9 protein-coding genes are annotated in these 16,525 nt (G+C 41.5%); 6 read left to right on the top strand and 3 right to left on the bottom strand.

The features are described 5' to 3' along the window. The first annotated feature begins 185 nt into the window (after positions 1-185). The 4 genes from AC06G9_RS08455 to AC06G9_RS08470 all read left to right on the top strand — a co-directional run bounded on the left by AC06G9_RS08455 (position 186) and on the right by AC06G9_RS08470 (position 8,287). Complete coding sequence (locus AC06G9_RS08455) at positions 186-3,341, top strand: SusC/RagA family TonB-linked outer membrane protein (protein WP_480957875.1); 3,156 nt, start codon at positions 186-188, stop codon at positions 3,339-3,341. 14 nt (positions 3,342-3,355) lie between these two features. Further along, on the top strand, positions 3,356-4,876 hold the full coding sequence (locus tag AC06G9_RS08460; protein WP_045753060.1) for a RagB/SusD family nutrient uptake outer membrane protein: 1,521 nt from the start codon (positions 3,356-3,358) through the stop codon (positions 4,874-4,876). Between the two features lie 31 nt (positions 4,877-4,907). Further along, positions 4,908-6,131, top strand: a complete 1,224-nt coding sequence (locus AC06G9_RS08465) for a YdcF family protein (RefSeq protein ID WP_480957876.1) — start codon at positions 4,908-4,910, stop codon at positions 6,129-6,131. Between the two features lie 101 nt (positions 6,132-6,232). Further along, positions 6,233-8,287 (top strand): glycoside hydrolase domain-containing protein, encoded by a 2,055-nt coding sequence (locus AC06G9_RS08470; RefSeq protein WP_480957877.1) that lies wholly within the window; start codon positions 6,233-6,235, stop codon positions 8,285-8,287. 123 nt (positions 8,288-8,410) lie between these two features. On the opposite strand, the gene AC06G9_RS08475 is transcribed toward AC06G9_RS08470, so the two are convergent. Together AC06G9_RS08475 and AC06G9_RS08480 are read right to left on the bottom strand one after the other, a co-directional pair. Beyond that, positions 8,411-9,094 carry a DUF6624 domain-containing protein gene (locus AC06G9_RS08475; protein WP_293925258.1) on the bottom strand — a complete coding sequence of 228 codons (684 nt, stop codon included), beginning with the start codon at positions 9,092-9,094 and terminating at the stop codon, positions 8,411-8,413. 71 nt (positions 9,095-9,165) lie between these two features. Beyond that, positions 9,166-9,978: a helix-turn-helix domain-containing protein gene (locus AC06G9_RS08480; protein ID WP_480957878.1), complete on the bottom strand. Its 813-nt coding sequence runs from the start codon at positions 9,976-9,978 to the stop codon at positions 9,166-9,168. A 411-nt stretch (positions 9,979-10,389) separates the two neighbouring features. On the opposite strand from AC06G9_RS08480, the gene AC06G9_RS08485 reads away from it, so the two are divergent. After that, the gene (locus tag AC06G9_RS08485) at positions 10,390-12,870 is read left to right on the top strand and encodes a phosphocholine-specific phospholipase C (RefSeq protein WP_480957879.1); all 2,481 of its coding nucleotides are present in this window, start codon (positions 10,390-10,392) and stop codon (positions 12,868-12,870) included. A gap of 461 nt (positions 12,871-13,331) precedes the next feature. Then, positions 13,332-13,595: a hypothetical protein gene (locus AC06G9_RS08490; RefSeq protein WP_480957880.1), complete on the top strand. Its 264-nt coding sequence runs from the start codon at positions 13,332-13,334 to the stop codon at positions 13,593-13,595. An 869-nt stretch (positions 13,596-14,464) separates the two neighbouring features. Here AC06G9_RS08490 and AC06G9_RS08495 read toward each other — a convergent pair. After that, positions 14,465-16,525: a family 16 glycosylhydrolase gene (locus tag AC06G9_RS08495; protein ID WP_480957881.1), complete on the bottom strand. Its 2,061-nt coding sequence runs from the start codon at positions 16,523-16,525 to the stop codon at positions 14,465-14,467.

Raw genomic sequence — 16,525 nt, forward strand, 5'->3', positions numbered from 1 at the left:
TGTTAATCATTTCATAAGCTTGGGGTAATCCTCACTTAACAATCAACTTATAGCTTTGCCGCTAATCAATCTTATTTGTAAAGGCAAAACTCATGTACTTTAAATCATCTAGACTATTGTGGCTGTTATTACCACTTACATGCCACTCTCTACCTACAGAAGCAAGCAATTTAAGAATAGCCTTGTTGAAAAGCGAACTGAATATTCAACAGCAGCTATCCGGAACTGTGCTCGATGCAGATGGTCAGCCCATTAGCGGAGCTACCGTCCGTAATCTACGCACCCAACAAGATTATCAGACCGACCAGAACGGTAAATTTGTGCTGGAAGGAAAAGTAGGAGACACCATTTCTATACGGTTTATTGGCTACGCCACAGCGCAGCATACCGTTACTACTTTAAGTGGATTTCAGATCAAATTGGTTTCAGAAGGCCAGCAGCTCGAGGAGGTGATGGTATCCATTGGTTACCAAAAAATCCGTAAATCTGATGTAACAGGAGCGATTGCAAGTGTAAAAGCTGAAGAGCTCAACCTGACATCGCCTAAACTTTCACAAGCCTTAGTGGGCAAAGTAGCCGGTGTACAAATCATGCAAACAAGCGGAGCACCGTATGAGGGAACTAAAATTAAGGTGCGCGGTATGGGATCTATCAATGCAGGTTCAGATCCGCTATATGTTATTGATGGCTATCCGTCGGGCAATAACTTGAATATCAATCCTAATGATATCGAGACCATCGATATCCTCAAAGATGCTGCTTCTGCCGCGATCTATGGTTCCAGAGCGGCAGGAGGTGTGGTCCTCATTACGACCAAACGTGGTAAAGAGGGGCGTAGTCAAGTAGATTACGAAGTATTAGGTGGTTTTGGGCAGCTATCAAAAAAGATAGATCTATTAAATTCAGCCGAATTTATCGACTTGTTGATCGATGGTCGTAATAATGCTTACAAAGATTTGGTCATCGGTAAAGGATTGACTTGGAATGATAATATGCGCTTAGACAGCAATGCCGATCGTGTCGCCCGTGTCAGTAACGCCGGTTCGGTTTCAATTCCAGAAGAATATTACAATTTTTCGACAGGTCTGGCTAAGAAAGCAAAATATGATACGGATTGGCAGGATGCTTTGTATCGCAATGCACCTTTTCAACGCCACAACGTATCTGCATATGGTGGGAATGATAAAAATAGATATTTTTTAAGTACTTCCTATCAAGATCAGCAAGGTATTATGTTGGGTACAGGGCAACAGGTTTTTAACTTCAGAGCCAATACCGATGCCAAGGTGAGCAAAAGGCTTACTGTCGGTGCCAACGTATCTTTCACCTATAACGATAACAACGAAGTGACTACAGGCCGTTATGATAGGAGTCCTTCTATGGCCGCATTAATTTATTTACCTACACTACCTGTCTATAATGAAGATGGTAGCTTCGCTAAATTTTTAATGGCCGATTTGTCGGCCAATAACTATGGCGTCCAAAATCCGGAAAATCCCTTGGCCTACGTCACTGAGATCAAAAATAATAGACGCGGAAAAAGCGGGTTATATAATGCATTTGCCGATTTCTCCATCTTAGAAGGTTTGAACCTAAAGGTAAACGGTGGCTTGTCAACTTACGACGAGAAGCACGATTATTATCGACCTACCAGTATTTCAAATGGCAATAATGCACCCTATTCTAATTCTGCAAAAGCCGCCGCTTATGCCGATGCTACTACCCGTAGTGAGATCGACAAGCTAGTCGAGACCACGTTAAATTATAATAAGACATTTGCGGATAAGCATCAAGTAACGGCTTTATTAGGCTATTCGGCACAAAGGACAGATGTCGACTATATGTCTGTTCGCGCCAATGGATTTCAGAATGATGCGATCGATGAAATCACTAACAAAGGGGCAGATCCATCAAATTTTCAGCTATTAGACGCTTACAAAAGAATTACAACACTGCAGTCGTATTTTAGCCGCGTTAATTACAGCTATGCATCCAAATATTTTCTATCCGCTTCATTTCGTACAGACGGATCATCTCGGTTTGGGCCTAACACCAAATGGGGAACATTTCCTTCCGTTTCTGCCGGTTGGACCATCTCCAAAGAAGATTTTTATGATGCATGGTTAGGAGAGGGATCAACGGCGAAACTAAGAGCAAGTTGGGGAAAAAGTGGAAACAACAATATTGGTGAATATAATGCCATCACCACCTACAATTCACCCACAGGTGTGATCATTGGCAATAAAGTAGAAACCGCCCTTGCGCCAGGAGATTTACGTGACCCGAAATTGGGTTGGGAAACCACCTCACAATACAATGCTGGATTGGATTTAGGACTTCTCCGAGGTCGCTTGAATATCATGACCAATATTTATTTGAGCCGTTCGTCCAATATGTTGTTCAACCAGCCGATCACCGCAGTATCCGGAGCGACTACGATCTTGACCAATCTGCCCAATAGTAAAGTTGAGAACAAAGGATTTGATCTTCAAGTCGATGCTGCCTTAGTGCGTAAAAAAGACTTTGATTTAGGGATTAGTGGCAATATCAATGTCAACCGTAATAAAGTACTGGATCTTGGTGGAGGATCTACCATTATGACCAATGGGGCGGAGCGTTCATACATCACACATATTACCCAAGAGGGCAGTCCAATCGGTATGTTCTACGGTTTCAAAGTATTGGGAGTAGCGACCGAAGAAAACTATAAAAGTGTTGCACCATCTGCAGGTTCAACCAATCCAATGCAACCCGGCGATCTTTATTTTGAAGATGTAGATGGCAACGGTATAGTAAATGATGAAGACAAACGTATTATCGGTAGTCCGCATCCTGATTTTACCTATGGTTTTGCGATCAATACACGATATAAAAACTTTGACTTGAGAGCTTCATTCAATGGATCGCAAGGTAATAAAGTATTGGATGGTTATGATTACTACCTGTATAATATGGAAGGCTCGGGCAATCAATATGCAGATGTGGCGCAACGCTATAGATCGGCCTCAAATCCGGGCAACGGCGAAGTATACCGTGCCTCACGTGGCGGAACCCAAAGCAACAGCACACGTTTGTCTACTTTTTACCTACAAGATGGTTCCTTCCTTAGGATGACCAATATCATCTTGGGTTACAGCTTACCAACTGCAACTGCCAATAAGTTATCTCTTTCAGGAATAAGGATATCCGCAAGTGTAGACAATCCATTTACCATTAGCAAATACAAAGGTTACAATCCAGAGCCCGACTATAACCAGCGTGGTAATCTGACTCCCGGGGTAGATTATGGTTTATATCCTTTGGTGCGTTCATTCAATCTTGGATTAAAAGTTACATTCTAAAAAAATCGACTATCATGAAAAAAAGATATTTATTACCCTTCGTTCTTCTAGCACTATCCTCTTGTGACAAAGGATTTTTGAATCAGGAAAATCCCAATGAGGTATCAGTCGGCGCATATTTCAAGTCAGAAAACGACGTTTTATTAGCTGTAAATGGTTTATACCAAGCATTGCGCTTAGGAAGCACTATCGGCGAGTCCAGTGCGCTTTATAGCGAAGAGCGTTCGGACAATACCGGCCGCGATGATAACCAGTCCAATGCAGGTGAACCCTTCCAGTTTAATGATTTTTCGATATTACCGAGTAATTCCTATATCAAAACACATTGGTCAGCGATGTACGATGGCATTGCACGCTGCAATACGCTATTGTCCAATATCGACCGCGTAACATTTGCAGACAATGCAGTCAAGGAACGTTACATTGCTGAGACCAAGTTTGTGAGGGGACTCTTATATTTCCATATGGTACGCAAATTTGGTGATATTCCGTTGTCAACAGTCGAGATCACGACCAAAGAGCAAGCTGCCGAAATTGCCTATAGACAGAAAGAGGCTACTGTTTACCAGCAGATCGTAACTGATCTGACTGATGCCCTGAACAGCAACCTGCCCAATGTGCAGTGGCAGTATGCTGTGGGTCGTACCTCCAAAGCAGCCATCAATGCTATTTTAGGACAAGTCTACCTGACAATGGGAGCCACTTTAGCCGGCGATAAACAAGTTAATTTTCAAAAAGCAGAGCAATATTTAGCAGCATCATACGGAATGCGTACGTTCGGAAAGCTTACCGAGATCCCTTATTCAGAAGTTTTTGATGTTAGCAAAAAAAGTACCTGTAAAGAATTAGTGCTGCAAGTTCAGTATCTGCAAGGTGATCAAAACTACAGTTCAAGTATTGCGCGTAATAATCAGGCAAGAGGAGAAAATATCAATTCAAAATTTGTGTCAACAGGTATTGGAGGCAATGTGAAGCATGATCTGGTAAAAGATTATGAAGAGCAAGATCTGCGCAAAAGCTTTTCGATCAAGTTTGCCGAACATGCACAAGTTAAAGACTGGTTTATCACCAAATTCAGAGACAACAGTGAAGCCGCAGGAACCGAGGGAAGAGGAGGAAATGACTGGATACTGATCCGTTATGCCGACGTAATGTTACTCCTTGCAGAAGTGAAGATGCATTTAGGTAAAGATGCAGAAGCCATTGCTTTACTCGATGAAGTTAGACTTCGGGCAGGCTTACCATCATATGCAGTTTCAAGGACTAATGCCAGTTACGCAGCCAAATACCCGACATTGAAAGATGCTATTTTGCATGAGCGCCGTGTTGAACTAGCCTTTGAAAACCACAGATGGTTTGACCTCATCCGCAATTATGATGCAAATGGACTGGTCGATTATTTTAAAAAGAAGAGTCAGGCCGACTATGGCAATGCCAAATTATCCAATATTACGATTAAGGATCGCTTTTATCCGATACCATTTGACGAGTATAAGTTAAATCCTGAAAAAATGTATCAAAATACAGGATATTAAATAGTGACAAACTATTCTTATGATCAATACTATGAAAATATGGCTTCTCGCCCTGGGTATGTTTCTTTCGAATGTATCCTGGGGCCAGGAGTTTCATAGCGATAGAAGCCCACAAGATTGGGTGATCGCCAAAAACTATTATGCCACCTCTATTCTAATTCAAGATAGCGTACTGACTGGAGAATTACTATCTCTGCCTGAAGTTCAAAATCTGCTGAAACAAAGGCATAGCCGCTACCTCAATAATACTACATGTGCAGACGTAGCCTGTTTTCTCGATGCTTTCAAATGGAAGCAACAGGAGATTGATCTCTTGGTGAATATCTTTGTTGCTAACACCAAAAGGCAGACAGGGCAGTCATTCCGTAAGCGGTTGATGGATTCTCAGACCTATGGGCCGTCACAGGGAAAGCAAGCAGATGAATATCTTGCTCGCGCCTTGCGACAAGATCTAGAAGCAATGAACTACGTGATCGATGTCTATGCTGGAGCTAAGAAGCCCAACTATCCGCGCATCGATTCGATTTCTTTTAATATTACCAGTAAACATTATCTATACTTGCTCAAAGACGTGGCACAAGACGTCCTCAAAGACGTGCGGCAACCTAAGTTGGCTTTTTACGAATCTCTTTGGACAGCCGTTAGGCTATTGGAAGTAAACGAAAGATGGGATTCCGCACAATTGGAACCTTTGATGGAACAGGAAAACAAGAAGGCATATGAAGCGATCCGTAAAACAGATTTTACCCGTTATCCTTACAGTCTTCTCTTAACTTTGGGAGCAGGTCCAGATCAATACGATCAGCCTATCAGCCCAGGAGGGATGTTGCGTTCCAGAATGGCGGCACGTAGTTACTTTGACGGGCTGGCACCCTTTATTGTGGTTTCTGGAGGCCGTGTGCATCCCTATAAGACACCTTATATTGAAGCGCTGGAGATGAAAAGATACCTGATGCAGGTACTTCAGGTGCCTGAAGAAGCCATCTTGATTGATCCACATGCCCGACATACCACCACTAATCTCCGTAACACCGCTCGTATCTTGTTGACTTATGGATTTCCTCCAGATAAATTTGCAATCGTCAACAGCAGTGTGCCGCATATCGATGCCGTTCAAAATATGGCCGATCGTTGTATACGAGAATTAGGTTATGTACCTTATGAATTGGGTAAACGCATCAGTGATGTTATCGTGGAGTTTAAACCTCGTATAGAATCCCTGACCATAGATCCAGATGAACCGTTAGATCCGTAGCATTTTTTGATAGCTGCTTCAATAATTTTCAAATTCATCTATTATCCACACCAAAATTAAAGTAATTTACAGGTCTATTTTTAGGACCTGTAAATAGCGTTATGAAAAAATACCTGAAACAATTATCAACCAGTTTTCTAATCAGCTTAAGTCCTGTCTTGATCCTCCATGGACAGTCAAAGACCGAACTTACAAATGTGTTTTTAGGATCTTCCGGAGACCACGGACAACTGTCACCGGCAGCATCTTCGCCATTCCATCACATGAGTATCGCGCCACAAACCTATCCCACGTTGCATATGGGCTATGAACACTTAGCCAAAGAAATACTCGGGTTTACGCACAATAGATTTGAAGGAGTAGGCTGCAAGGGAAGTGGTGGCTTAATATTGGTAAAGCCATTTTTAGGACTTCAGGATGATGGCAAACCTCTGATTAAAGAGCAGGAAAAAGCCGGCCCCGGATATTATGATATTGCCTTAAAGAGTCGTATAAAAGCACAATTTGCAGTGCATGAGAACTTTGGAATTCATCAATACACGTTTTCCGCAGGAGAAAAGGGGCTGACATTAGATCTCGCACATGCATTCAATGGTGCATTTGTTTCCAACGCGTACACGCTTACAAAGGACGGGGTGCTCAAAGGATCTATTCGATCAAGAACAACTTGTGGGGTGGGCATATACAGCATCCATTATGCCATCGCTGTAGCAAACAATAACCAATGGAAAGGAGCAGACAATCTCTTGACACTCCAGCTCGACAATCAAACACAAAAGGTTACATTGCGTATTGCTTTTTCTGCCGTGAGTACCGATTATGCCGAGGCGACTTTAAAAGCCAATAGCACTAAAACCTATGCTCAGGTAAAGGCTGACTCTGATCATCGTTGGGAAACTTACCTGTCAGGTATCACGGTCAAAGGAGATCCTAATCGCGAGAAACTATTTTACTCCCTGCTCTATCGCACCCTGCAGTCTCCTTATCAGATCAATGAATCAGATGGGCATTATAGGGGTACAGATGGGCAAGTCCACCAGTCCAAAGGCAATCGCTACCATGGGTGGGCCATTTGGGATAATTACAAAACACAGCTTCCTTTGTTAGAGCTGCTTTATCCACAGCAGTATCAAAATATCGTTTCTTCGGTTTCAGATCTTTATCGTTATGGCAAGTTTGATTTCGCCGGACCAAACGAGCCTGCAAACTCCGTTAGGACAGAACATGCAGCTGTTGTGCTTTTAGATGCGAGTAAGAAGGGATATGATATTCATTTATCCGCTATCCGTGATTCCTTAGTGCGGGATACCATGCGTTTCGATTTTTCAAAACCCGATAAATATTTAGAAGCTGCTTATGACATGTGGGCTATGGCAGGTTTGTTGCCAGCAGATCGTAAGCACTACCTCGATCGAGCTAGCAGCTATGCCGGTGTTTGGTTAAAGGAATTTAAAGATCTCACTCGTCCGGATGTAGACCGTATGTCAGCAAGAAATATGTATCAAGGTACAATCCGTCAATACCGTTGGAATGTACCCTTTGATATGCAGGGACTGGTCAATCTGGCTGGAGGCAAAGAAGCATTTACAACGCAATTGGATGATTTTTTTGATCATCATTATTTTAATCGCGCCAACGAACCCGATATACAGTCACCCACATCCTATTATGCCAGCAGTAAGCCATCACGCTATCAATCATTAGTACGGGAGCTGGCTCTGGATACGGTCATACAATATTACTTTAATGACAATAGCCGTGGTATAGATCCCTTCATAGACCGGATATACAAGAACCAACCTAAAGCATTTGTACGGACCATGGATGACGATGCCGGCGCCATGTCAGGCTGGTTTGTATTGACGGCATTGGGCCTACATCAGCCTTTGATCGGACAGCCTATCTATTATGTCAGCGTCCCTTTATTTCCAGAGATCGTTGTACAGCGGGGAGAGCAGAAACTTAAAATCAAAGTGATCAACTATAACGATAAAAACAAGTATGTCAAACGGATTTTGCTCAACGGTAAAGATATCGACAGACTTTGGTTGCATCATGACGAACTCCGTAAAGGTGGATTACTGGAGATAGAAACCAGCGCCGAACCTTCTACTTATGGTACAGCCAATATCTGGGTTTCAGATCTGAAAGAATGAGACTAAGGGCTGATTAAACTGATTAACAAACAGCCGTTTGGGATTGCCAAATGGCTGTTTTGTGAGTTTGGTGTTGATATCTTACAAATGGAATCAACATTAAACTGTTAGAGATACGCCAACCTACTTGTTAATGATATCATTTATTTGATCCTGCGTATATACTTTATAAACCACACCGAGTCTCTGAGCATTTTCTTCCACTGTAGAATCAAAACCAGCTTTTTTCCTTCTCTTATTTACATTTTTAGCATCTTTAATAGGCAGTACATATTCAAATGGCTCTTTTTTGCCCGTTTTTGGATTATTGACCATCTGCATATATACTTGGGTACCGTATATCTGTTCTTTTCCTTCGCGGGTCAGTTTTCTGTCCAGCATCATAGCAACATACCGAAACGGTAATTCTTTATTCTTTCCTGCATTTTCAATTAATTTATAATACTTTGAGATTTTATCTGAATGCTGTACGACATAAAAAACAGCTGTATTTTCAGGTTCACCAACTAATGTCTTACCTGGATAACCATGTTTTTCAATAATATGCTCTACCTTTTCGATATTTATGGAATCAATTTTTTGCATAATTTTCCAGCTACTTTTATCGAGTAATGGTCTCGGGTAATTGAGGAATTGCGCAATGGTATCTTTCCTTCCATCCGTTACCTGCGGATCTAAAAATTCCCTTATACCCTGATCAGTTCGTAGAATGGTATCCAATTGTTTCTTTAATTCCAGATTTAATGGCTTTTGAGCATAGCAACTTAAACTAATAAATGTTAATGCTGATAGGAATACTTCTTTCATAATGACAACTTATTTTATTTATCAAAAGTACATTTCGGAAGAAAACCAAAGAGGTACAAATCGGACAACTTTCACATCAGTTTAAAGACCGAACTCCCATTGCCGGGTAGAAAAGAACCTTTTTTAAATGAGCTTATTGCGTAACCTGTAAATTGTACAAATTCTTTTCTGAAATGCGATGCATCGTAATAATCTTCCGTAATTAAAAACCTGTGGTATGAGTTTGTACTTTTCGAGTATTGAGCATCAAGTACATTTCTAAATCTAATTATTTTTTTAAAAAGAGATGGACTGCAGCCCATATACCTTTTAAAATGCCTTAAGAAATTTCGTTCAGACATACAGGCGATTGCGGCCAGCTCCTTCACGGTCAATTTATCCACTCCAGCAGTGCTCTTATAAATTCTTTCTAATGGATCACCTTGATGTTGTCTTAAATTTGACAAAAGAAATTCTTCGAGTCTTTCAATCCTTTTTTCAATAGGAACTGTAAAGAGTTGAGAGGCAAATTTAGACCATTTGGATTCGTTCAGCAACTGAGAGGACTGAGCTGCTATTTTTATAAATGGAACCTTAAAAAAAAAGTTGATACCGCAAGGTGTAAAATTAATGCTTATTTCGTCTACAGGATCATTAAACGTAATGATGGTTGGTTGTGTCAATCTACCCAAGACGATAATTTTTGGTCCATGTGTTACATCTTTTGTGAAAGTAACTTCGTTGGGCTTGATGCCTATGGACGTCTGGTTAAATAAGGCTAGACAGGTGCCCAGATTAGGAAATGCTGTATACTTTAAAGGAAAGGTCTCTCTATGATGTGATACTGTAAAGCAGGTAATATATTTTTTTAGTTGATCGGAAAGAGGTGTAATATTGGTAAACATAATAGCATATCTAAATGATTAAAAGAAGATAGATCTTAAAGATAATAAGATTATCGCTTACTTGCACCTATAAGATGCACCGTTCCAAAAGTTTTCTCCGGTATGATCTTTAGCTTTTTCAAAGACCTTATCATGTGTGGCTACTTAATTTGAACGAATGCGATCAATCTCTAATCACGACAAAGCATGATGGTTAATGAGCAACATCGAAATGATGAAAAAAATTATATTCTATTTCCAATAATTAGTTTATAATTGCTGTTCATTATAAACAAGTTATTATTCATATTTTCAGTCTAGTATGATATTACAACATCAGAAAGAAGAAGCGATCGTATGTTGCTATAAAATGGAAAAGTTGAATTTATGTAGCTGATTCAGTAAAGATGATTTAAAAGAATAATTGATAAAATGGATAACAGGAGAGAATTTCTAAAAAAAGCAGCGATGCTGACAGGTGGTATGTCCTTGTCACAACTGCTCCCTCAATCTATTGCTAAAGCCATGGCCATTAATCCTACATTAGGAAGCACGTTTTATGATGCAGAACATGTTGTTCTGCTGATGCAAGAAAACAGATCATTTGATCATGCTTTTGGCACGCTAAGGGGAGTTCGAGGGTTTAACGACCCGCGTGTTGTCCGCCAACCCAATCACCGCAAGGTTTGGCTACAGTCCCAATCGGATGGTAAAACTTATGCCCCTTTTCGACTGGATATTAAAGATTCTAAAGTCACTTGGATGGGCTGCCTGCCACATAATTGGACAGATCAGACCGATGCACGTAATCAAGGCAAGATGGATCGATGGCTAGATGTCAAGCGTTCGGGATTTAAAGATTTTAAAGAGATGCCCTTAACATTGGGCCATTATACACGTGAAGATATACCTTTCTACTATGCTATGGCCGATGCGTTTACCATCTGCGATCAACATTTTTGTTCCAGTTTAACCGGCACTAACCCCAATAGACTCTATTTTTGGACAGGCAATATCAGAGAAAAACTGACCGATAATGCACTGGTCTGGAATGGAGATTCTGAGTTTAGCGGCAAAGCCACATGGAAAACTTTTCCCGAACGCCTTACCGACAATGGTGTGGACTGGAAAATCTATCAAAATGAAATATCTTCCAGTAGTGAGGGGTACAGTGGTCAAGAAAACAGTTGGTTGGGGAATTTTGGATGCAATGTCATGGAGTATTTCCCCCAATATGCTGTCAAATATAGCAAGCGGTATCAAGATCTATTGATTGAAAAGAGAAAGCAGATCAATGTGAAGCTTGAAGAACTCAACAAAAAAGGCATTACAGCTGGGAAAGAGTACGATAAATTACAAAAGTGGCTGCAAGAAACGGTAAAGGAACAAGAGCTGTATACAGATGAAAACTTTGAAAAGTTGAGTGCATACACAAAAGAAATCCACCGACGCGCATTTGTCAATAACAGTGCTGCTCCAGACTATATGGAGCTCGAGCAGATGGAATATCAAGAAGGCGATGAGACTCGCCAACTCCAGATACCGAAGGGTGATATCTTGCATCAGTTTAGAGCAGATGTCGATACAGGCAAACTGCCCACGGTATCATGGCTGACGGCACCACAACTTTTTTCGGATCACCCAGACTCACCTTGGTTCGGAGCCTGGTATGTCAGTGAAGTCATGGACATCTTAACTAAAAATCCAGAAGTATGGAAAAAAACCATCTTTATCCTTACTTATGACGAAAATGACGGTTATTTTGACCATGTGGCTCCTTTTGCTGCGCCAAATCCTTATCGTCAAGATTCAGGTAAAGTTTCTCAAAGCATCGACACACGGTTGGAGTATGTAAGAAAAGAAGAGCAATATCACCCCGAAAGTGGGCGTGCAAGTAATATCGGTCTAGGGTATCGTGTACCGATGATTATTGCTTCTCCGTGGTCCCGAGGAGGCTGGGTCAATTCACAGGTATTTGACCACACTTCACCATTGCAGTTTTTAGAGCGGTTCATTAGCCACAAAACACGTTCTAATATCGAAGAAACCAATATTACGGCATGGCGGAGGGCAGTTTGTGGAGATTTAACGTCGGCTTTCAGACCTTACAAAGGAGAAGTGATAGCAAAGCCCGAATTTGTCCAGAAAAAATCATTCATAAAAAGCATTCATCAAGCACAATATAAAGATCTACCCAAAGGATTTAAACCTTTAGATCAAGCTGAAATAGATCAGATAGAACAAGATCCTCGCATTTCTCCTTACTTTCCAAAGCAAGAAAAAGGTTCTAGAGATTCATGTGGATTACCGTACGAACTCTATGTTGACGGATATTTTGACCAAAAAAATCAAGCCTATCAGATTTCCTTTGAAGCTGCAAACCGCGTATTCGGTTCTGCATCAGCGGGGGCAGCATTTACCGTTTACAGCGAAACCCCTTATGATAATGAACAAGGCAGAAGTTGGAATTATGCTACTGTCGCAGGAGATCGGTTGCAGGATAGTTGGTCATTAGATGCCTTCGATCATCTTGCATACAGATTGAGCGTTTATGGTCCCAATGGTTTTTTTCGAACATTTGCTGGTAGTAAAGAAAACCCAAAAATTAAAATTTCTTGTCGTTACGAACATGATAAAAAAGGTAAAGGATTTACTGGCCGATTGCTGTTTGAGATCGCAAATCAAGAAGACCGTCAGGTTGAAATATGGCTTCAAGATAACAGTTATGGACAAGCAACACGCCGTATTAAGCTGGGTGCAGATTCCAATAAGGTTGTCGAAGTTGATTTATCCAAACAGCATTTTTGGTATGATATAAAAGTAAGCTGTACTGGATACTTGAGCTATTTCGAGCAGTTTGCAGGACGTATTGAAGTTGGTGAAAATGCAAAAAGCGATCCATTAATGGCATAAAAACTTAGCGATCCGGATATCGTATGTTAATCGCCATACAATCCTAGGATAACCAGGCGATTTTTTTTGTGGTTGTTTATGGGTGGGTGTGACATATAAACAACCCCTATGTCTACCTGAATAAACGGTTGAAAAAACACATTAAACAGCACTGTTGCACAAGCAACTAGTGTTGTTTTTCTTTAATCTTTTCATATGCTTTGATCAAGTTTCGAATGCCTGTCGGGATCACGTTGGAGACTGGCTCGGCATTGGGTCGGCAATCCTCCAACCTTTTCCTGACCAACTTCGCCCCATCTTCTAGGTCGCTTCGAGTGGGCTCCGAGGTGGCTTCGACTGGGCTTCGACAGGGAGTGAGGGGACACTCGAAGCCGACTCGAAGGAGACTCAGGTGGAGGTAGAACAAGTCTAGAAGAAAGGTCGAAGAAAGGTCGAAGAAATGTAGAAAAATACCAAATTGGATGTTTTGGAGTAGTTTTGGCTGCAACCAGCTCGATACCAGCTTCATATCAGATTCGGACACTGTTTTACCGAAAGCCGTCTGTACACCGCTTCTGCACCGTCCATTTCCCGTCCCTGACCCGGGAAATGGACGGTGCAGGGACTTTGCAACTGCGGTGCAGGGACAAGAAAGTTTAAAACAAGGTACGAACAAGGTTAAAACAACGTACGAATCAGATCCAAATAGCCTGGACATCCCTGCTTTTGATTTTGAAGGAAAATAAGGCTTTCAAGTGCCCAAGAGTGTACCGTTAGTGTACGGGTTATTCACGGGGAGTGTACCAATCCTGTACCAAGAATGTACGGAGAAGCTACTAAGAAGGTACCAAAGAGCTACTAAAGCCAGTAGCTTGACTGAGGATCTACAAGCAGAGCCTAGACCAGCGCGGGAACACGGTGGTTCATGTATCTCCCAAGCATGCGTAGTGCATATGCTAAGCAATGGTTAAGCATAGATAGTGTGTAAAAGGGTACCTGTTGATACACTATCCATGCACTATCAACGCTCTATCTATGCTTCATCTATACTTGATCAATGCCTGAAGATTGCTTCATCTCAAATAAGCGTTTTTAAGCGATCTAATTTATTTTGTCGGGTATGTGAGCGATTTTGTATTAATAATCTCTCTGATCGGCTAAAATGATGATTAAATAAAAAGCTTGGAGCTATTCAGGATGTCTTGAAGAGGTGTCGCAAGGATTTTTTGTTAAAATCTAAATTTTCAGTGTCGATAATCTTCGTGTTGATGTTTGAATGAAGGGGTTTAGGTTAGATATCCATTTTAAAAATCTGTTTGTGGCTTATGTCCAGCGGTGAAATTGATCGATTGGATTAAAAAAGTAGGAGCTTTCGTGTCCGCTGGTTATATTATTGTGTATGCAACTATATTGAATTTGAAAACAATTTTATGGCGTTGATACGGTATGTTTAAATAAGAAAAAAGGAGGTGGCATCTCCATGCTAGAAAATTGAATACAAGAGAACCAAAGTGCATGCTATAAAAAAAATCTTTCCAGCTCCATACTGGAAAGATTTTTTTTGTTAAAATTAGATGTTTTACTTCTTCAATTCCAGATGGATAATGGAAATGATTTAAGGTAGCAATTCATATACCCGGACATAGTCAATTTCAAAAACTGCGGGAAATGCTCTTTCGTCAATCCCGTTTTTGCCACCCCAATTTCCGCCGATGGCTAAATTGAGCAACCAGTGGAATTTTTGATCAAAAGGCCATTCCGCAAAGGATTTATGTTCGTTTTCAACAGAAAAAATTTCTTGATCATCGATAAATCCTTTGATGTATTCTGGGGTCCAATCTACGCGGTATAAATGGAACACATCGGAAACACCAGCTACCTTTTTTGTGGCCGTTTTTTGAGTATTGATATTGTGGTTATAGGCTTGGGTATGCGTCGATATATGCAATACATCTTGATCATAACCCACGTGTTCGAGTATGTCTATTTCACCTGAATTGGGCCAATTGCCATACGTTGATTCTGTAGGCAGCATCCAGATCGCTGGCCAAGTACCGCGTCCTTTGGGCAATTTTGCTCGGGCTTCAAATCGGCCATATAAGAAATCACCCTTACCTTTACTGACCAAACGGGCAGAAGTGTAGGGTTTTCCACCTTTACTTTCTTTTAAAGCTTTGATTTTTAAAACTCCTTTGCCTACGATCGAGTTTTTGGAAGAAGACGCGACATAATACTGATCCTCATTATTGCCCCAGCCGTTATATTTTGAACCTACATCGTACGACCATTTTGTCGTGTCTGGTAAGCCTTCGTAATTAAATTCATCTGCCCAAATGGGATCACTTGAAAAACGGTAGGTGTTTTTTGTGCCTGCGGCGCTAATGTTTGACTTATTAGCCGTTACGTAAAAAGGGATGTTGGCTGTAGCCACGTTGTTGTGACCATCGGAAACATAGACAAATAATCGATATGCGCCTTCTTCTGCGGGAGCTGTAAGCTGTGTGTGCTGTTCACCTTCAGCTGCAATACGTCCTGGAATAGCCTTTGGTCTTTCTTCACGGTCACCACCTTCTTTCAGGTCGGTGCTTTCGTGGAGAAGCTCCCAGCGAGTCGTTAATTTATCGCCATCCAGATCGTTTACAGACACAGCAACAGGATAAGTTTTCCCCGGTTCGACATAAACGAAGTCAGCTGCCTTTTTTCCATCTAACAGCAGGGACGATACCTGTGGGGATCGGTTTGCAGGCCATTTTTTTGACCAGAGATATTCCATGACATCTACGACTGCATTTTCTTCACCTGCTTCTGTGAACAAGCCATACCAGGTAGGGGTGCGCTCTTGTTTCTGACCCCACAAAAACACATAAGAACCCAAGCAATGATTATCTTTTCCGATCGAGGCCTCATAGCGACTTTTGTATACAGCAGCTTTTTCACTACTATTTTCTTCAATAGAAGCAGACCAAGGAGTCTGGGTGACTTCCCAGTGTCCTGTAGGTCCCCATTCGGTGACGATGTACGGTTTTTTCCAACCGACACGTTTTATCTGCTCAGGTACGGAGGCGAGACCGCCATATACTTGAACAGCAATGAGATCGATAGCTGGACATTTTTCTTGGATATAGTCAAACTCCTTTTGGTTGATACCTGCCAGCATAGTGGTCACCAAATGATTGGGATCCAGATCATGGATCATGGCCGCAATATCATTGACAGCGTCCCAAACTTTGGGATTGCTATAATGCAGATTGAGCTCATTGCCGATTCCCCAGGCTAAAAGTGCTGGATGGTTTCGGTATTGGAGTACGGTTTTTCGTATTCCTTCCAATTGCTGAGCGACCAGTTCAGGATTGTTATAGTCAAATCCATGCCTTTCAGCGCGGACATCCAATCCTAAGGTGACAGTCAGTCCCAAGCGTTGGGCCTCATCCAATATTTTGTCGGCATTTTGGGGACTCCAAGTGCGTATGGAGTTACCTCCATACGCTTTTAGACGATCCATATAATTGGTGCCGCCAGCTCCTTTGATAAAATACGGCTGACCGTCACGCTTGATAATATAACCACCGTTTTCTTTAGCAATGACGGTTTTGACGGGTTTGTTTTCTTGCGATACTGCTAGCTGTACGCTAAAAAGGAGTAGGGAACACCAGATCCCTATTTTAATATACTTCAT

It is taken from the genome of Sphingobacterium sp. MAE (genome assembly GCF_056711605.1).